This is a genomic window from Streptomyces sp. NBC_01116, assembly GCF_041435495.1.
Taxonomy (GTDB): Bacteria; Actinomycetota; Actinomycetes; order Streptomycetales; family Streptomycetaceae; genus Streptomyces.
In genome coordinates this window covers 2,765,749-2,782,351 of sequence record NZ_CP108644.1, presented here as the reverse complement: position 1 = coordinate 2,782,351, position 16,603 = coordinate 2,765,749, and the positions used below count along the sequence as shown (strand labels likewise).

18 protein-coding genes and 1 pseudogene are annotated in these 16,603 nt (G+C 72.6%); 11 read left to right on the top strand and 8 right to left on the bottom strand.

Annotation, left to right across the window (positions count from 1 at the left end; genetic code table 11):
* Positions 1-42: 42 nt before the first annotated feature.
* A complete protein-coding gene (locus tag OG245_RS12095; protein WP_371623523.1) occupies positions 43-240 on the bottom strand; it encodes a hypothetical protein in 198 nt (65 codons plus the stop codon).
* A gap of 132 nt (positions 241-372) precedes the next feature.
* Entirely contained in the window at positions 373-3,525 is a 3,153-nt protein-coding gene (locus OG245_RS12090; RefSeq protein WP_371623522.1) for a type 2 lanthipeptide synthetase LanM family protein, read from the bottom strand.
* Positions 3,526-3,937: 412 nt separating this feature from the next.
* On the opposite strand from OG245_RS12090, the gene OG245_RS12085 reads away from it, so the two are divergent.
* Complete coding sequence (locus OG245_RS12085) at positions 3,938-4,444, top strand: DUF6232 family protein (protein WP_371623521.1); 507 nt, start codon at positions 3,938-3,940, stop codon at positions 4,442-4,444.
* On the top strand, positions 4,441-4,788 hold the full coding sequence (locus OG245_RS12080) for a hypothetical protein (RefSeq protein ID WP_371623520.1): 348 nt from the start codon (positions 4,441-4,443) through the stop codon (positions 4,786-4,788). Before OG245_RS12085 ends, OG245_RS12080 begins: the two co-directional genes overlap by 4 nt.
* 267 nt (positions 4,789-5,055) lie before the next feature.
* On the opposite strand, the gene OG245_RS12075 is transcribed toward OG245_RS12080, so the two are convergent.
* Positions 5,056-6,150, bottom strand: coding sequence for a LacI family DNA-binding transcriptional regulator (locus tag OG245_RS12075; RefSeq protein ID WP_371623519.1), 1,095 nt, complete (start codon positions 6,148-6,150; stop codon positions 5,056-5,058).
* A 109-nt stretch (positions 6,151-6,259) separates the two neighbouring features.
* Between OG245_RS12075 and OG245_RS12070 the strand changes: the two genes are divergently transcribed.
* The 4 genes from OG245_RS12070 (at position 6,260) to OG245_RS12055 (ending at position 10,248) form a co-directional block, all read left to right on the top strand.
* On the top strand, positions 6,260-7,411 hold the full coding sequence (locus OG245_RS12070) for a Gfo/Idh/MocA family protein (RefSeq protein WP_371623518.1): 1,152 nt from the start codon (positions 6,260-6,262) through the stop codon (positions 7,409-7,411).
* A 40-nt stretch (positions 7,412-7,451) separates the two neighbouring features.
* Positions 7,452-8,600, top strand: coding sequence for a dihydrodipicolinate synthase family protein (locus OG245_RS12065; RefSeq protein ID WP_371623517.1), 1,149 nt, complete (start codon positions 7,452-7,454; stop codon positions 8,598-8,600).
* Positions 8,597-9,433, top strand: coding sequence for a sugar phosphate isomerase/epimerase family protein (locus OG245_RS12060; RefSeq protein ID WP_371623516.1), 837 nt, complete (start codon positions 8,597-8,599; stop codon positions 9,431-9,433). The genes OG245_RS12065 and OG245_RS12060 overlap by 4 nt, the downstream gene beginning before the upstream one ends.
* A gap of 260 nt (positions 9,434-9,693) precedes the next feature.
* The gene (locus OG245_RS12055; RefSeq protein WP_371627865.1) at positions 9,694-10,248 is read left to right on the top strand and encodes a DinB family protein; all 555 of its coding nucleotides are present in this window, start codon (positions 9,694-9,696) and stop codon (positions 10,246-10,248) included.
* A 73-nt stretch (positions 10,249-10,321) separates the two neighbouring features.
* Here OG245_RS12055 and OG245_RS12050 read toward each other — a convergent pair.
* Positions 10,322-10,519, bottom strand: a pseudogene (locus tag OG245_RS12050) (VOC family protein); the annotation flags it as partial.
* Between the two features lie 73 nt (positions 10,520-10,592).
* Here OG245_RS12050 and OG245_RS12045 point away from each other — a divergent pair.
* Entirely contained in the window at positions 10,593-10,859 is a 267-nt protein-coding gene (locus OG245_RS12045) for a hypothetical protein (RefSeq protein ID WP_371623515.1), read from the top strand.
* A 158-nt stretch (positions 10,860-11,017) separates the two neighbouring features.
* Here the strand turns inward: OG245_RS12045 and OG245_RS12040 are convergent, their stop codons facing one another.
* Positions 11,018-11,725, bottom strand: coding sequence for a bleomycin resistance protein (locus OG245_RS12040; protein ID WP_371623514.1), 708 nt, complete (start codon positions 11,723-11,725; stop codon positions 11,018-11,020).
* A gap of 300 nt (positions 11,726-12,025) precedes the next feature.
* On the opposite strand from OG245_RS12040, the gene OG245_RS12035 reads away from it, so the two are divergent.
* Positions 12,026-12,910 carry a lysozyme gene (locus OG245_RS12035; RefSeq protein WP_371623513.1) on the top strand — a complete coding sequence of 295 codons (885 nt, stop codon included), beginning with the start codon at positions 12,026-12,028 and terminating at the stop codon, positions 12,908-12,910.
* Between the two features lie 66 nt (positions 12,911-12,976).
* Positions 12,977-13,624, top strand: a complete 648-nt coding sequence (locus OG245_RS12030; RefSeq protein ID WP_371623512.1) for a peptidoglycan recognition family protein — start codon at positions 12,977-12,979, stop codon at positions 13,622-13,624.
* A 97-nt stretch (positions 13,625-13,721) separates the two neighbouring features.
* Here the strand turns inward: OG245_RS12030 and OG245_RS12025 are convergent, their stop codons facing one another.
* From OG245_RS12025 to OG245_RS12015, 3 genes are read right to left on the bottom strand one after another with little or no spacing between them, the layout of a single operon-like run.
* Positions 13,722-14,630, bottom strand: a complete 909-nt coding sequence (locus OG245_RS12025; RefSeq protein WP_371623511.1) for a hypothetical protein — start codon at positions 14,628-14,630, stop codon at positions 13,722-13,724.
* Positions 14,631-14,680: 50 nt separating this feature from the next.
* Positions 14,681-14,905, bottom strand: coding sequence for a DUF397 domain-containing protein (locus OG245_RS12020; RefSeq protein WP_371623510.1), 225 nt, complete (start codon positions 14,903-14,905; stop codon positions 14,681-14,683).
* The gene (locus OG245_RS12015) at positions 14,892-15,716 is read right to left on the bottom strand and encodes a helix-turn-helix domain-containing protein (RefSeq protein WP_371623509.1); all 825 of its coding nucleotides are present in this window, start codon (positions 15,714-15,716) and stop codon (positions 14,892-14,894) included. The genes OG245_RS12020 and OG245_RS12015 overlap by 14 nt, the downstream gene beginning before the upstream one ends.
* Before the next feature lie 191 nt (positions 15,717-15,907).
* On the opposite strand from OG245_RS12015, the gene OG245_RS12010 reads away from it, so the two are divergent.
* Together OG245_RS12010 and OG245_RS12005 are read left to right on the top strand one after the other, a co-directional pair.
* Positions 15,908-16,228: a hypothetical protein gene (locus OG245_RS12010; protein WP_371623508.1), complete on the top strand. Its 321-nt coding sequence runs from the start codon at positions 15,908-15,910 to the stop codon at positions 16,226-16,228.
* Positions 16,225-16,593, top strand: coding sequence for a hypothetical protein (locus tag OG245_RS12005; protein WP_371623507.1), 369 nt, complete (start codon positions 16,225-16,227; stop codon positions 16,591-16,593). The genes OG245_RS12010 and OG245_RS12005 overlap by 4 nt, the downstream gene beginning before the upstream one ends.
* Positions 16,594-16,603 lie beyond the last annotated feature (10 nt).

Sequence of the window (16,603 nt, the reverse complement as noted above, 5' to 3'; positions counted from 1 at the left end):
GGGCCAATTCGGCTCATTTACGGTTGAGTTGGCTGGAACGGTTCACCAAGGGGCCGTCATGGTGGTCCACGGCAGGTCGTGGCTGTAGCCGCTCTCGCCCTCCGAGGCGCTGAGAAGTCTGCCGCGCGCACCGAGACCTCCGGTGGACCCCAAGGAGATCTGCCCGGCCGGGTGCTCGGAGGCGCCCTCGTGCGCGATCTCGCCGGACGCCTGCAGGGCCATGTCACCGAACTGCTTCATCTCTGCCTCATCCTCTGGGTGATGGTGATGGTGATGGTGATGGTGGTGGTGCTGCTGGTACGGCTGGTCGTGGTGCGGCTGGTGGTGATGGTCGTGGTGTTGCCGGTCGTGGTCCTGGTGAGGTGGTCGTCGTCAGAGCCGTGGTTCGGCCGGGGGGCCGGAAGGGCGCAGGAGCAGGGCGGACCCGATCCGGTCCGGGAACCCGGCCCGCAGCAGCCCGTGCCCGATCCCCGACAGCCCGGTGAGCAGCCCCGGGTGCGGTACGTGGCCGGGAGTCCCGCACTGCGGGCCCGCCCGGTCCGCCGAGGCCAGCAGCGTCCCGGCGCGGCGTATCCACGCGGGCCGTGCGGTGGGCAGCGCGCTGTGGCCGAGGAGTTCGAGCAGCCCCGACTCCCCGTGGCACAGGCTGTCGTCGGCGAGCGGCCCGATGCCCGCCAGCTCGCCGGAGCGCGCCGCGAGCCAGCCGGACAGCTCCGGGTCCGCCAGCGCGTCGGGGCTGTCCGCGATCGCCAGCGCGATTCCGGCCACCCCGTCGCACCAGGCGGGCCCGGCGGCCGGTCCGGCCGCCGTTTCGCGGGTCGCCCCGGGAGCCGTACCGTTCGGCGCTCCGGCGGCGGTGGCGACGGTCACGCGGGTGGCTCCGGCCGTCGCCCGGCGCAGGGCCGCCAGCCCGGCGCTCCGGTGGCGGGCGTCGCCCCCGGCCCCGGCGAAGCGCAGCAGCGCCCAGCCGATCCCCGCCGCCCCGTCGGCGAAGCCCCCGGTGTCCGGGAGCGGGGCGGCGGTGACCCGCTCGGCGCAGCGCTCGGCGCCACGCCAAGCCTCCGGGCGGCCGGTGGCGCGGTGCACCGCGAGCATCGAGACGAGCCCGCCCGCCGCCCCGCCGCGCACCCCGTACCCGTCCTCGGCCGCGTTCGCCGCGCAGCTCAGCCGGACGGCCGGACCGGCCTGGTCCAGCACCTCCCGGTCGCCCAGCAGCGTGCCCACCTCGGTCAGCGCGTACGCGATGCCGCCGAGGCCCGCGAAGGCGCCGGAGCCCAGGGACCCGAGCTCTTCGGCCCGCCCGTGCAGCGCGTCCAGCAGCCCCGGGACCGGGGTGAGCGCCTCGCGGGCCGCCTCCGCGTACCGGGAGGCGCCGGTGAGCGCGGCCAGCTGCGCCAGGAAGAGCGCGGGCCCGGTGTAACCGCCCGCGAGGTCGGCCGCCATCGGCGTGAGCCGCCAGTAGCGCTCGCCGAGCAGTTCGAGCCCGATCCAGTTGGTGCGGCGCTCGTGCCGGTAGGCGAGGGAGACGAGCTGGTCGCCCACCGACCGTGCGGCGGAGAGCAGTTGCTCGGGCTCCGGTGCGGTCGCCGCGCTCCGCGACCGGCCGCCCGGCGCCGCCCGGTGCGGCGGCTCGGGCGAGGTGCTCACCATGGCGGCCCGGATGATCCGTTCCTGGTCCTGGCGGTCCACGGTGTCCATCGCGCGCACCTTCGCCTCGACGCGCGCCAGCCCGGTGGGGCCGGCGGGGTCGCCGCCGGGCTGCCCCGGGACCGTACGGCCGGTGCCGCTCCACACCTCCGTGGAGCCCGGCCGGGTGCCGAAGACCGGTACGTCACCGCACCACAGCTCGGCGACCTCCTCGTCCTCCACGCCGGGCAGCACGGGCACGCCCAGGAGCGGGGTGCGCAGCAGCGAGAGGACCTGGTGCCGTTCGGTGGCGTCCCGCATCAGGTCGGGGTGGGTCGACTCGTCCAGCAGCGTCGTGTACGTCCAGGTCGGCCGGGGTACGACGCGCACCTCGTCCCGGGCGAAGAGCCGCAACAGCCCGTCCGTGCCGAGGAGTTCGCTCCGATACTCGCTGATCGCGGTGTATCCGGCCCGGAAGCCGCCGCACAGGGTCTCGGTGTACGCGGAGGGGTCGGCCGCCACGCCGCCCAGCCGGGGCCGGTTGGCGGACTCGGTGAAGCGGCCCGCCCGCCGCACCAGCCGCATGCGGTCGGTTCCGGCGTCCGCCCAGTCGGCGGTCTCGATCGGCGACGACGCGGCCCGGCCCCCGCCGATGGCGGACATGTCGAGCGCGGTGGTGTCCCCGACGAGCAACTGCGGCAGCAGGCCCACCCGGTGGACCGAGTCGTGCAGGGCCCGGGCGGCCGGATCGGGCGACCGGGCGGGCCCCAGCGGCGGGTGGAACAGGGTCTCCACATCGACCAGCACCGGGTGCGGGCCGCAGGCGATCAGGTTCTCGTGGTGCAGATCCGTACCGTCCAGCGTGTGCAGCAGGGCCAGCAGCGCACCCTGGCGCCGGTAGAACTGCCGGGTCTCCGCCGCCGAGGCGCAGGGCCGCTCCTCGACGAACTCGGCCCAGCCGTACTCCCCCCGGTCCAGGACGCGCAGCACCCGCAGCTCCGGGGCGCCGGGCAGCGAACCGAACCACTCGGCCAGGGCGTTGAAGTGCCGGTGCGCGGCGAGCGGACGCGGCTTGTAGACGAGCCGGGTGCCGTCGGCGAACCGCAGCAGCATCACCGACCGGCCCCCGCGATGGCTGTCGCCCGCCCCGGCCTCGACACCGATGAGCGCCCCGGGGCCCGCGCTCCCGCCGAGCCCGCCCTCCGGGGAACCGGCCCGGTCGCCGAGCACCCCCGACGGGGCCAGCAGGTGCCGGTCGGCGGCGAGCCGCACGGCCATCTCCGCGAACGCGTCCCCGGCGTTCAGGCAGGCCGTCGCGAGGAGGCGGGCCAGCACGGGGTAGCCGGTGACGAGCAGGGCGAGGCCGTCGCGGCGGGCGGTCAGCGTCACGAAGTCCCGGAAGCGCTCCTCGGGCCCCTCGCCGCTCAACCGGCCCAGCCGCCGGGCCTCGTGCAGTTCCGTGACGAGGGTGCGCGCCGCGATCCGGGACAGCCGGCGCGTCAGCTGCCGCCGGAAGTCCGCCAGGAGGGGCGAGGAGCCGTCTGCCGCCGCGCCGTCCTTCGCGAGCGCGTCCCGGAGCCGCCGGGCCGCCGCCTCCACGAGCGGTGCGACGACCGGCCCGAAGCCGCTGAGTCCGGGGTACGCCCGGTCGGCGACCGCCACGTCACGCGGCGCCGAGGCGACGGCCTCCCGGGCGAAGACCGCCCAGCCGGGTTCGCCGGAGGGGCTGCCGCCGACGACCCCGGGGAGCCACCACGGCTCTCCGGTGGCGGAGACGGCGGCGACGGAATCGAAGGGAGCAGCGGCGACGGGACCGGCGGGAACAGCGGCGGACCCGACGGCGGCAGCGGGGGCGAGGCGACGACTCGTACCTCTGTCGATCAGATCCTTCTCCGCCATCGCTCCGCACCTCCCCGGTCCTGGGCCGGCCCCGGTCGGGCCGCCCGCGTCCATCGTGGTGGGGGAGTGGGTGCGGGCGCATGGGGGAGTCGCCCCCATCTTTCGCCCCTCCGGTCCCGCAGGCACCGGCCACGGGCGGCGGCGTATTCAGGAAATGGCTACTTCTCGCCTCCCGTGCGGAGCCGCGGTGCTGCTTAATAGGGCTCCCGCGAGCGCGGGGTGAGTGAACGAGTGCACGGGGGAGCACATGGACACCACAGGAAGCTTCGGGCGGCCGCAGAGATCTACGCCACCGTCCGGACAGCTGTCCGGGCCACCACCGGCGCGGCCCGCCTCGCCACCGCAGCCCTCACCACCGCCGCCGCCGGGTCCTCCGGCCGGACCTCCGCACGAGCGGCCACCCATACCGCCGTTGCCGCGTCCCGGCGGAGTCCTGGAGGTCGCGGTCAACCAACGCATGCTCTGGATCGGATCGGCGGCCTTCCCGCTGGAGAATCTCACCCGGGTGGAGGCCACGAAGCTCAAGCCGCAACGAGGTGCGACTTTTCTCAGCTTCGTGAAGTGGCTGGCGCTCACCGGCGTCTTCTATGTGGTGGTGATCGCGGCGAGCGAAAGTGACCCGGATGTCAAGGACAACGGGAATCCGATGTTCCTCGTCTTCGTGATCGGTCTGGCCGTCTACTTCATCAAGGAACTCTTCGAGCCGGCGAAGCCGATCCTGGCCGTGGAGACGGCCGGCGGCTCCCTGGCGGTCGTGACGCTGCCGACCGTGGACGAGCTGCGGACGATCGCCGGGCAGATCGTCCATGCGATCAACCACCCGGAGGCCGAGTTCACGGCGTACGTCAACGAGTTGAACAACTACAACGGCCCCGTCTTCAACCAGAACGGCGGGACGAACACGGGGATCAAGCTGTGACCGAACCGACGCACCGCACGACCTACAACGGCCCCGTCTTCAACCAGCGGGGAGAGCAGGTGATCGGGATCAACTACGGCATCGTCGGATCCACCACCCAGGACCCGGAACTCCGCGCTGCCGTACAGGAGTTGACCGCCCGCCTCCGTGACCTCACCGCTCACCTCACCCCGGAACAGGCCCGCACGGTCGAGGAGACCCTGCCCGTGCTCGCCCTGGACCGCGAGGCCATGACGGAGCGGGGCCTCACCCTGGCCAGGCTCGGCCAGATCGCGAGCAGCGTGGGCCCGATGGCCCAGCCGGTCGCGGACGCGCTGGGACGGGTGCTCGGTCTGCTGGGCTAAGGGCTGTCCCGCAATCCCCGGTGGATCGGCGTGCGGCGTCGGATGCGGTGCATCGCAAGGCGGAGGGACGTCCGCATACTGGATGTATGGGGACGTTCCGACAACGCGGCGAGGTGCCGTAGCTGTCGTCGCGCGCCCGCCGGGAATTGCGGGACAGCCCTTAGGGCCCGGGGCCCAGAGGCTTCCCGCGGGTCCGGCAGAGTCCGAGGCACCGGTCCTCGGGCTCTCCCCGGGCCCTGCTCATGCGCGAGGCGCCCCTGACCCTGCTCACCCCCGGGGCGCCGCCGTGGAGCCCCGGATCATCAGCTCGGCCGCGATGGTCGCGATGCCGCCGGGCGGCGGGTCCTCCTTGCCCATCGCCAGCCGGCCGGCCCGCGCGCCCGCCTCGAAGAGCGGTAGCCGCACCGTCGTCAGGGCCGGCACCGCGTCCACGGAGAACGGCAGGTCGTCGAAGCCCGCGACCGAGATGTCCTGGGGGATCCGCATCCCCTGGTCCCGTACGGCCGCGCACGCGCCCAGCGCCACGGTGTCGTTGGCGGCCACGATCGCGGTCACGTCCGGTGCCCTGCGCAGGAGTTCGAGGGTGGCCTCGTAGCCGGAGCGCCGGTCGTAGGGGCCGTGCACGGTGAGCAGCTCCTGATCGTCGGAGCCCCCGCCTGCCCCGCCCGGGGCGGTGTCCGGTCCGGCCGCGCGCAGCGCCTCCCGGTGGCCCTCCAGCCGGTGCCGGGTGGTGGTGCGCTCCGGGGGCCCGGCGACGTAACCGATCCTGCGGTGGCCGAGCGAGATCAGGTGCTCGGCGAGCCGGCGTCCGCCGCCCCGGTTGTCGAACGCGAGCGCGGCGACGAGCGCGTCGCCCTCGGGCAGCGGGGGCCGCCCGCAGAAGACGATCCGGGTGCCCGCGTCCGCGAGCTTCGCCAGCTTCGCGGACATCGCGGCCTGGTGCGCCGGGTTCTCGACCGCGCCGCCGGTGAGGACGACGGCGGCGGCGCGCTGGCGCTGGAGAAGGGTGAGGTAGGTGAGTTCGCGCTCCGGGGAGCCGCCGGTGTTGCAGATGACGGCCAGCTTCTCGCCGCCCGCCCGTCCCGAACCGTCCCCGGGGCCGCCGATCTGCGTCTGGGCCGCCCCCGCCATGATGCCGAAGAACGGGTCGGCGATGTCGTTGACCAGGATGCCGACCAGGTCCGAGGTGGCCGCGGCGAGCGAGCTCGCGGGCCCGTTGAGCACGTAGTCCAGGTCGTCCACCGCGCGCAGGACCCGCTCCCGGGTCGACGCCGCCACCGGGTAGTTGCCGTTCAGCACACGCGAGACGGTGGCCGGGGACACCCGGGCGCGGGCCGCCACATCCGCCAGGGTGACTGTCATCGCTGTCCTCCGTGAGATCACGTGCGGCCCCCTCTTGTCCGGCCGCTGTCGGCAGGCTAGCGTCATCTCGGATAGAAAGCGCTTGCTACGGCTGTATGGAGGGACCTTCGTGACACGCAGGACAGTGCGCATCGCCATGAACGGCGTCACGGGACGCATGGGATACCGGCAGCACCTGGTGCGCTCGATCCTCGCGATCCGCGAGCAGGGGGGCCTGGATCTCGGCGACGGCGAGGTGCTGTGGCCCGAGCCCGTGCTCGTCGGCCGCCGCGCCCACGCCCTGGAGGAGCTCGCCGAGCGCCACGGCCTGACCGAGTGGTCGACCGACCTGGACGCGGTCCTCGCGGACGACACGATCGACATCTACTTCGACGCCCAGGTCACCTCGGCCCGGGTGGAGGCGATCAAGAAGGCGATCGAGGCGGGCAAGCACGTCTACACCGAGAAGCCGACCGCCACGGACGTCGAAGGCGCCCTCGACCTGGCCCGGCTCGCCCGGGACGCGGGCATCAAGCACGGCGTCGTCCAGGACAAGATCTTCCTGCCGGGCCTGCTGAAGCTGAAGCGCCTGATCGACGGCGGTTTCTTCGGCGAGATCCTCTCCGTGCGCGGCGAGTTCGGCTACTGGGTCTTCGAGGGCGACTGGCAGGAGGCCCAGCGCCCGTCGTGGAACTACCGCGCGGAGGACGGCGGCGGCATCGTCGTCGACATGTTCCCGCACTGGGAGTACGTGCTACACGAGCTGTTCGGCCAGGTCACCTCCGTAACGGCCCATGTGCAGACGCACGTTCCGCAGCGCTGGGACGAGCGGGGCAAGCCGTACGAGGCGACCGCCGACGACGCCGCGTACGGCATCTTCCAACTGGCGGGCGGGGCCGTCGCGCAGATCAACTCCTCCTGGACGGTCCGCGTCAACCGCGACGAGCTGGTGGAGTTCCAGGTCGACGGCACCCACGGCTCCGCCGTCGCCGGGCTGCGCAACTGCCGTGTCCAGCACCGCTCGTCGACCCCCAAGCCGGTCTGGAACCCGGACCTCCCGGTCACCGAGCCGTTCCGCGACCAGTGGCAGGAGATCCCGGACAACCAGGAGTTCGACAACGGGTTCAAGGCGCAGTGGGAGCTGTTCCTGCGCCACGTCGCCCTGGGCGAGCCGTACACCTGGGACCTGCTGGCCGGCGCCCGGGGCGTCCAACTGGCCGAGCTGGGGCTGAAGTCGTCCGCCGAGGGCCGCCGCTTCGACATCCCGGAGCTGACCCTGTGACCCGCCCGACCGGTGCGCGGCGCCGCCGGAGGCCGCTGACATGACGATCCACCTCCCGCAGGGCCCCTACACGCCCCGCGCCACACCGCTCGACCTCGCTCCGGGAGCGGCGGCCCCCACCTCCCGTACGGTCTTCTCGGCGGCGCACGTGGTCGCGGACCCGTACGCGGACATCAGCCCGGACGACCCGGCCGCCGTCGACTGGGAGTCCACGCTCGCCTTCCGCCGCCACCTGTGGGCGCACGGCCTGGGCGTCGCGGAGGCCATGGACACCGCGCAGCGCGGCATGGGCCTGGACTGGGCGGGCGCCGCCGAACTGATCCGCCGCTCGGCCGCCGAGGCGAGGGCGGTGGGCGGCAGGATCGCCTGCGGCGTGGGCACCGACCAGCTGTCCGGCGCCGGGACGCCCACCCTGGCCGAGGTCACGGCGGCGTACGAGGAGCAGTTGGCCCTGGCCGAGGAGAACGGCGTCCAGCCGATCCTCATGGCCTCCCGCGCGCTGGTCCGCGCCGCGCGGGGCCCGGAGGACTACCTCGCCACCTACGCCCACCTCCTGCGCCAGGCGTCGGAGCCGGTGATCCTGCACTGGCTGGGCCCGATGTTCGACCCGGCCCTCGCGGGCTACTGGGGCAGCACCGACCTCGACGGGGCCACGGACGCCTTTCTCAAGGTCATCGCCGAACACCCCGACAAGGTCGACGGCATCAAGATCTCCCTCCTGGACGCGGCCCGCGAGATCGACGTACGCCGCCGCCTCCCGGGCGGGGTGCGCTGCTACACGGGCGACGACTTCAACTACCCGGAACTCATCGCGGGCGACGAACGCGGCTTCAGCCACGCGCTGCTGGGCATCTTCGACCCGCTGGGACCGCTGGCGGCGCACGCGGTACGGGTGCTGGACACGGGAGACGTGGACGGCTTCCGGGCCCTCCTGGACCCCACGGTCGAGCTCTCCCGCCACCTCTTCCGGCCGCCGACCCGCTTCTACAAGACGGGTGTGGTGTTCCTGGCCTGGCTCTCCGGCCACCAGGAGCACTTCACGATGGTGGGCGGACTCCAGTCGGCGCGCTCGCTCCCGCATCTGGCGAAGGCGTACGAACTGGCGGACGGTCTGGGCCTGTTCCCGGACCCGGACCTGGCCGAACACCGGATGCGCTCCCTGCTCACGGTCCACGGAGGCGCACGATGAGCGACGACCACCTCTCCCGTCTCTCGCTCAACCAGGAGACCATCAAGCAGTGGTCGCTGCCCGAGCTGACCGAGGGCTGCGTCAAGGCGGGCATCGGCATGGTGGGCCTCTGGCGGGCCCCGGTGCAGGCGTACGGCGTCGAGCGCACGGCCAGGCTCCTGGCGGATGCCGGGCTCACCGTCACCAGCCTCTGCCGGGGCGGCTTCTTCACCGCACTCGACCCGGCGGCCCGCGCCCGCGCCCTGGACGACAACCGGGCGGCGATCGACGAGGCGGCGGCCCTGTCCACCGACACCCTGGTCCTGGTCTCCGGCGGCCTCCCGCCCGGCAGCCGCGATCTGCACGGGGCCCGGGAGCGGGTCGCCGACGCGCTGGCGGAACTGGCCCCGTACGCGGCGACGCGCGGTGTGCGCCTGGCGATCGAACCCCTGCACCCGATGTACGCCTCCGACCGCTGCGTCGTCTCCACGCTCGGCCAGGCCCTGGACCTCGCGGAGCGCTTCCCGGCCGAGCAGGTCGGGGTGGTCGTCGACACGTACCACCTCTGGTGGGACGACCGGGCCCCGGTCGAGATCGCCCGCGCGGGTGCGGGCGGCCGCATCCACTCCTTCCAGTTGGCCGACTGGATCACCCCGCTCCCGGCGGGCGTCCTGCTGGGCCGGGGCCAACTGGGCGACGGCAGCGTGGACTTCCGCGCGTTCCGCCGCCGGGTGGAGGCCGCCGGCTTCGACGGGCCGATCGAGGTGGAGATCTTCAACGAGGCGCTGTGGGCCCGCGACGGGGCCGAGGCCCTGGCGGAAGTGGCGGAGCGCTATGTGCAACATGCCTGCTGAGAGCCGCGCACAGAGCCTCGGGTAAAGAGATCGTCAAGGGATGCAACCTTTGCGTACCCTCCCGGGTCACACATGGCGTCGGGACTTCCGGGGAGGGGTCCGGGGGGAACGGGAAGGCCCGACGGGAGGGGAAAGCGAGGGGGTCCGGCCGCGAGGCCGGGCCCCATTCCGCTTCTCCGGCTCCGCTACCGTTCTCCGTCATGACGGAGAACACGGTGGGGGCCACGGCGGAAGCCATGCCCGAGCGCGTGGCGGAAGCCATGCCCGAGAACACGGCGGAAGCCTGGCCCGAACCGCCTCTCGCCGGCACCGAGGCGGCAGCCGTCCTCGGCGCCCTGGAGCGCCAGCGGGCCACGCTCGCCTGGAAGTGCTCCGGCCTGGACGCCGCCGGACTGAACACCACGGTCGGCGCGTCCGCCGTCACGCTGGGCGGCCTGCTCAAGCACCTGGCCCACGTGGAGGACAGCCACTTCGCCCGCCTGTGGCTCGGCGCTCCGGTCGGCGCCCCCTGGGACGCGGTCGACTGGGACGGCGACCCCGACTGGGCCTACCGCTCCGCCGCCCAGGACACCCCTGAGCAACTGTGCGCGCTCTGGCGGGAATCGGCGGCCCGCTCCCGGGCCGTCGTCGACGCGGCGCTGAGCGCGGGTGGCGGCCTGGACCAGCTCGGGGCGTACGTCACGCGCGGCGGCGAACGCCCGAACCTCCGCCGCATCCTGCTGGACCTCATCGAGGAGTACGCCCGCCACGTCGGCCACGCCGACCTCATCCGCGAGTCGGTCGACGGGCTGACGGGCGAGGACCCGCCGAGGTGAGCCGGGGCGCGGCACGGCCGGACCCGGCGGGCGGCGGAGCCGGTCCGGCCGGACTGCGGAGTAGGGGGCAGCCCCGCAGCTCGGCGAGCCGGGACAGGGTGTCGGCGGCGGCTTCCCGCTCCTCGGCCCCGAGGCGGACCGTCGCGGCCTCTTCGAGCGGCTCCGCCGCCTGCTCCGCGTCGCCCGGCCGCTGGGCGATGTCCCCGCGCAGGACGAGAAGGCGCAGCCTCCGCACCGGAGTCCTGTGCTCGTCCGTCGGCCCCGGCGCCCGGGTCGAGCGGAGCAACCGCGACCGGGCGGGCCGCCGCGGCGTAGAGCGGCCCACCTCGGGGTAACCGGCGGGCATGGCCCTCATGAAGCGTGTAGCCCTCGCCCCTCGCGCTGTGCGGCAGCTCCGCCGCATCCGTTCCGTGTACCTCGCAGGAACGGTGCTCTGCCTGCTGGGGCTGGTGCTCCAGGCTGAGCGGGGGGCCGGCGGACGGCAGGCGGTGATCGTGACGGTGCTCCTGGTCGCGTTCTCGGCGCTGTTCACCCTGACGATCGTGCAGTTGTGGAGGCACGCGCGGACCAGTCATTGCAGTACCGCGCAGAAGCTGACGCCGTCCGCCTGACGCCGTCCGCCTGACGCCGTCCGCCTGACGCCGTCCGCCTGACGCCGTCCGCCTGACGCCGTCCGCCTGACGCCGTCCGCCTGACGGCGCCGCCCGCGCGGCGGTGTCGGGCGAGGGCGGGCGCTGTCCGCCGGGCGGCCTCACCGGGCGGCCGGGCGTCAGCCCCGCAGCTCGGCGAGCCGGGACAGGGTGTCTGCGGCGGCTTCCCGCTCCTCGGCCCCGAGGCGGACCGTCGCGGCCTCTTCGAGCAGCTCCGCCGCCTGCTCCGCGTCGCCCAGCCGCTGGGCGATGTCCCCGCGCAGGACGAGAAGGCGCAGCCTCTGCACCGGAGTCGGGTGCTCGTCCGTCAGCCCCAGCGCCCGGTCGATGATCTTCGCCGCGCCCGGCAGATCCTGTTTGGAGTCCGCGAAGAGGTCCGCCATGTGCAGGGCGCGGGCGAAGGTCTCCTTCGGTGCGGGCCGGTGGTTCTGGTCCTCGCTGATCCGCTGCCCGATCCGGATGGTGTTCCCGGTCGGGTCGGTCACCAGGAACTGCCGCACCCCGTACGACATGTCCTTCAGCGGGCCGATGCGCGGCAGCCCCCGTGCCGGCACGCGCCCGTAAGCCTTCTTGAGGCCCGCCCGGAACGCCGCGTGCAGGCCGTCCACGTCATCGGTGAGGACGTAGCACCCGGAGTGGGAGGACGCCGGGTCGTACTCCTTCATGCCGTACAGCTGGAGCTCGACCGATCCCCGCTCGACGACGGCGTACGCGTACGGGCTCTTCTGGAGGTACGTGGTCTCGAAGCCCAGGGCCGTGTAGAAGCCGACGGTGGTCTCGATCAGCGAGGTGCGGCAGGGCAGCATCGGAATGGTCGTCTCGGTCATGCGAGCAGCGTAGTCAAATTTGAATAGCGGAGGCAAGGCGCCTTCGGTGCCCGGCCGCCGCGTCCGCGCGGCCGGGTGCGCCCGCGGGCCGGGATCGGGCGCCGGGGCCTTCACGAGTGAAAGTTCTCGCCGCTCACGCGCGTTTTCGCAGGTGGGGTGGGGCGGCACAGGTCTAGACCGAATGGCCTCTTTACGCCTCTCGCTGCCCGTGCGTTACTCATGACATGTCCATGGCGTCCGGTTATCGGATGGCAGTCGGATGCCGTGGATCTCTCCCCGTCAACGTGCCTGGAGGTGGCTATGCCCGCGTACCGTTCTCCCTCCCGCCGACTCAAGAGATCCCGGAGGGCCCTGCTCGCAGCCGGCGCCCTCGCCGGTGCCGCGGCGCTGATCCTGACCGCCACGGGCACGGCCGCCGCCGCGCCGCCCGCACCCGATGAGCCGGTCCGGCCCGGGCAGGCGTGGATGGGTGCGGGGACCCGCATCGAGCAGGGCCCGGCCTCCCCGGCTCCGGGCGGCGTGACGCCGATGGACACCAGCGGTATCCAGGGCGTCGACGTCTCCCACTGGCAGGGGGCGATCAACTGGGGCTCGGTGAAGGCCGCGGGCATCGACTTCGCCTACATGAAGGCCACCGAGGGCACGTCCTTCAAGGACAGCCGCTTCAGCGCGAACTACACCGGTTCCTACAACGCCGGCCTGATCCGGGGCGCCTACCACTTCGCCCGCCCCGACGTCTCCAACGGTGCGACGCAGGCCGGCTACTTCGCGGGCAACGGTGGAGGGTGGTCCAAGGACGGCAAGACCCTCCCCGGGGTGCTGGACATCGAGCACAACCCGTACGGCGCCATGTGCTACGGCCTCTCCACGACCCAGATGCGCACATGGATCAACGACTTCTACAACACCTACAAGGCGCGCACCACCCGTGACGTCGTCATCTACACGACGGCCAGTTGGTGGAACACCTGCACCGGCAGCTGGTCCGGCATGGCGGCCAAGTCGCCCCTCTGGGTCGCCCATTGGGGAACCAGCAGCCCGAGCATCCCCGCCGGCTTCCCCACCTGGACGATCTGGCAGTACACGGCCACCGGCCGGGTCCCCGGGGTCTCCGGCGACGTGGACCGCAACAAGTTCAACGGCTCCCTGGCCCGGCTCCAGGCCCTCGCCAACAACACGGCGTAACCTCCTCGCGCCCGCGGCGGCCGGGTCGGCCCGGCCGCCGGAACGACCACAGATCAGGAGTCCTCCGTGAACCTTCCGCAGCCGTCCCGCCGCCACGTCCTCCTCGCCGGTGCCGGCGGCCTGGCGGCAGTCGCCCTACCCGGCACGGCCCACGCCCTCGACGCCGTCGAACCGGACATCGACGGCACGTCCCGGTGGACCGCCCGTCCGCCACGGAGCCCGGTCGAGCTGGTGGGAAAGCGGCCGACCATGATCGTCGTGCACCACACGGTCAGCGTCAACAGCGCCGACGTCTCCCGCGCCCAGGCCCACAAGCACGCCCACTGGGTCCAGGACCTGCACATGGACAAGAACGGCTGGACCGACACCGGCTACCACTTCCTCGTCAGCCGGGGCGGCTGGATCACCGAGGGCCGCCACCAGAGCCTCAGCACGCTGCGGGGCGGCAGGGACTTCGTCCTGGGGGCGCACACCTCCGGCCAGAACGGAGCGGGCATCGGGATCGCCAACGAGGGCGCCTACCACGACGGCGCACAGCCGCCACGTGCCCAGTGGGAGGTCCTGGTGACGCTCTGCGCGTACACCTGCGCCCAGTACGGCATCGCGCCGAGCCGCATCTACGGGCACAAGGACTTCGGCGACACCCTCTGCCCGGGCGTCCTCCACGACAAGCTGCCGCAGCTCCGCAGCGAGGTCGCGGCGAGCATGGGCTGAGCGGCTGAGTACCCGGTCGGGTCCCGCGTACTCCGGTCGGTCGGGGGCTCCGGCTCTCGTGCGGTAGAGGGTCGGCGCCGGCTTGGACCGGCCGACGTCAGAGCTGTTCCGGTTCCGTGAAGGACTCTGCGGGATTCGGCGACCAGTGGTGGAGCACCGCCTTCACTCCGTGCGCCGCCCCGGCGATCCTGGAGCCCAGGGAGGGGTCGCTGTCGCACTGCCGGAACGCCGTGTCCAGTTCCAGGAGCGGTGATGCCAGCACGTCCAACTGCCGTAGTCGGGCGAGGAGCTCGGAACGGGCGTGCTCACCCCGGCCGGCGCCGATCACCAGGGCCCGCCACCGCAGGTCCTGCAGCTTCAGACGCAGATCCGACGTGTTGACGAAGTCGCCGTCCCTGATCGCGCGGGAGTGCTCGATGGCCTGACACCCCTGGTATATCTCAACCGCCAGTTCGCCGTCCGGGCTCTTCAGGTCCCGCAGGGTCACGTAGCTGTGGTGCAGGCGGCGCAGAATCTCCGCCTTGGAGGTCACGCCGCGCACCACCGCCTTTCCCCGGCTGGGTACGGTGTCGTTCCACAGCGGAGCGTCCCCGAACGGCCTGCCGCGCCCGTGCTTGGCCCGATGCAGGTGCTTCCACCGCGCGTAGGAGAGATCGGGGTCCATCATCAACGGGTCGTCGTCCTCGCGAAGGTGGCGCTCGTAGTCCGGCAGATACATCTCCACCAGCTCCTCACGGGCCGACCCCGGCCGAACCGGCGCGTTCACCGTCGTGCTCTTCGTCCGAGGAGGGGCGTCCTGGACTTCGGGTTCGCCCGGCCGGGCGGCGCCGGCTTCCCCATCCACTCGGGGCAGGACGTCGTTGGCCAACACCCGGGCCGCCGCCGACAGTTCTCGCGCCCGTACGCCGTCCGGATGATCGGCCGCCGCTTCGAGCAGCCCCGCGGCCATCCGCCGCAGACCTCGGCTCAGCTCCTCGACCCGTGCGTCGATCTCCCGCTCGTTCATATGGCCCCCCTCGCCCTCTGGGGCCAGTGTGCCAGGGAGGTTTCTTCCCTTCAGGAGGGGAACGCGCCCCTTCGGATCGCGGTGACGAAAGACGACCAGCCGTCGGCGGAGAAGACGAGGGCCGGACCGTCGGCGGCCTTGCTGTCTCGGACGGGGACGGCGGCGTGGCCACGGGCGACCTCAAGGCACTCGCCTTGGTCCCCGCCGCTGTAGCTGGACTTGAACCAGCCCGTGAGGGTGACCGCGTCCGCGATGCTCCGCCTACTGCTGACCATGCTCGTGCTCCTCCGCTGCGGCCCGCACGCGGGCCACCGACTCCTGGTGCGACAACGCATCGCCCAGAGCGAGATCGTAGGCGGTACGGCTTGACGTCACCAGGCGCGGGTTGTCCATCAAGTTGCCCGTCTGAAAGCCCTCGACGTAAGCCACTGGTGCGGAATCCGTGAAGCTCATCAACGTCAGTAGGCTCTGTTGGAGGGAGTGTGCACCGGCCTCGAACGGCAGCACATGCAGCCGCAGTCGTCCGGCTTCGGCCATGTCCGCGACCTTATGCAACTGCGCAGCCATCACCTGAGGGCCGCCGACCCGCCGCCGTAACACCGCCTCGTCCAGCAGGGTCCACACCACCGGATTCATCGGCCCATCGAGCACGCGGGCACGTTCTGTTCGGATGACGACGTCCTTGTCAACCTCCGCTCGGCGGTGGTTGGGCCGGTACGCCTGGAACAGGGCCCGAGCGTAGCTATCCGTCTGCAACAGGCCGGGCACGAGCGAGAGGGCGAACTGCTGGATGAGCACTGCCTGCTGCTCCAGCTCCGCCACGGCCGCGAAGTGGTCGGTGTACTTGGTCTCCAGGTCCTCCAGCCACCGCCCAAAGAACCCGTCCGTGCCCAACGCCCGATCGATCCGCTGGGCATCCTCCGGACTCGGCAGCCGCCGCCCCGCCTCGTAGTGGCTGATGAGGGTCGGTGAGCACACGACCATCTCGCTCAGGGCCTCCTGCGTCAGCCCCGCTGCCACACGTCGTAGCCGCAGCTCCTCGCCGTACTTCTGCCTCGGCGTGCGCGGCCCCTGCTTCGTGCCCATGCGCTCCAACTTCCCGTCTTGACGGACCCGCTGTCATCCCCGACCCCCTGGCAGCGTAGCGACGGGCGACCCCACTCTGTGATGAGTTCGCTACGGAAAGAAGCGGAAGCCTCGAACGAGGAACCCGAGAGACCCCCGCGACCGACGCAACCGGTCCGGGGGCATGGTCACCCCCCAGAAAGCAGGCTGACATGAAGCACGCTATCGCCCGGCTCCTGAAGCCGGTACAGCGATTGCTGACCCCCGTAAGGCGGCACCGGTACCCGCTCGACCCGTACGCCCACGTCTACCCCTACTCCTGCGCCTACGTGGGCGGGCCGACGGCTCACCGCACCGGCGAGCGCCCTCCACGGGGCGAGGACAGTCCCCTGGTGCGCCCGTACGTCGTGGCGCACGAGCAGCGCGTGGCCGAGCAGCACGCCGAGGCCAGGCGGCGGCGCATCCGGGACGGGGCGCTGCTGGTTGCCGCCCACGGCCTTCACCTCGACCGGATGGCGGGGGTTGTGGCATGAGGGCGAGCGGCGAACGCACCGGCCTCCCCGGAGCCTCCGCGATGCGGCTGCTGCCGTGGAGGGGGGCGGGCGGAAAGCCCTGTTACGTCGTCGGGGACGGCACCGGCCACGTCTCGCGGATGGCCGACGACGTGGAGAGCATCCAGCTCGACATGGCGGACGAACTGCTCGGCCACGCCGCCGACCTGCTGGCCGACGACGCGTCCACCGGGCCCCAGGTCCGGTTCCTCGCCGACCGGCTGACCGAGTCGCTGCGGCAGATCGTGCGCGTCGCGGAGAGCCGTGGTTCACGGCTCTCCGCGCTCCTGCCGGACCGGCCCGAAACGGCTGTGAAGGGAGATGAGCTGACCGAAGATCCTCGGTGAACGGCGACCC

Bases quoted from the DNA above. Each gene is read 5' to 3' on its own strand.
- OG245_RS12095 (WP_371623523.1), bottom strand. From the start codon at position 240: ATGAAGCAGTTCGGTGACATGGCCCTGCAGGCGTCCGGCGAGATCGCG.
- OG245_RS12090 (WP_371623522.1), bottom strand. From the start codon at position 3,525: ATGGCGGAGAAGGATCTGATCGACAGAGGTACGAGTCGTCGCCTCGCC.
- OG245_RS12075 (WP_371623519.1), bottom strand. From the start codon at position 6,150: ATGACAGTCACCCTGGCGGATGTGGCGGCCCGCGCCCGGGTGTCCCCG.
- OG245_RS12065 (WP_371623517.1), top strand. From the start codon at position 7,452: ATGACGATCCACCTCCCGCAGGGCCCCTACACGCCCCGCGCCACACCG.
- OG245_RS12060 (WP_371623516.1), top strand. From the start codon at position 8,597: ATGAGCGACGACCACCTCTCCCGTCTCTCGCTCAACCAGGAGACCATC.
- OG245_RS12055 (WP_371627865.1), top strand. From the start codon at position 9,694: ATGCCCGAGAACACGGCGGAAGCCTGGCCCGAACCGCCTCTCGCCGGC.
- OG245_RS12045 (WP_371623515.1), top strand. From the start codon at position 10,593: ATGGCCCTCATGAAGCGTGTAGCCCTCGCCCCTCGCGCTGTGCGGCAG.
- OG245_RS12040 (WP_371623514.1), bottom strand. From the start codon at position 11,725: ATGACCGAGACGACCATTCCGATGCTGCCCTGCCGCACCTCGCTGATC.
- OG245_RS12035 (WP_371623513.1), top strand. From the start codon at position 12,026: ATGCCCGCGTACCGTTCTCCCTCCCGCCGACTCAAGAGATCCCGGAGG.
- OG245_RS12025 (WP_371623511.1), bottom strand. From the start codon at position 14,630: ATGAACGAGCGGGAGATCGACGCACGGGTCGAGGAGCTGAGCCGAGGT.
- OG245_RS12020 (WP_371623510.1), bottom strand. From the start codon at position 14,905: ATGGTCAGCAGTAGGCGGAGCATCGCGGACGCGGTCACCCTCACGGGC.
- OG245_RS12015 (WP_371623509.1), bottom strand. From the start codon at position 15,716: ATGGGCACGAAGCAGGGGCCGCGCACGCCGAGGCAGAAGTACGGCGAG.
- OG245_RS12010 (WP_371623508.1), top strand. From the start codon at position 15,908: ATGAAGCACGCTATCGCCCGGCTCCTGAAGCCGGTACAGCGATTGCTG.
- OG245_RS12005 (WP_371623507.1), top strand. From the start codon at position 16,225: ATGAGGGCGAGCGGCGAACGCACCGGCCTCCCCGGAGCCTCCGCGATG.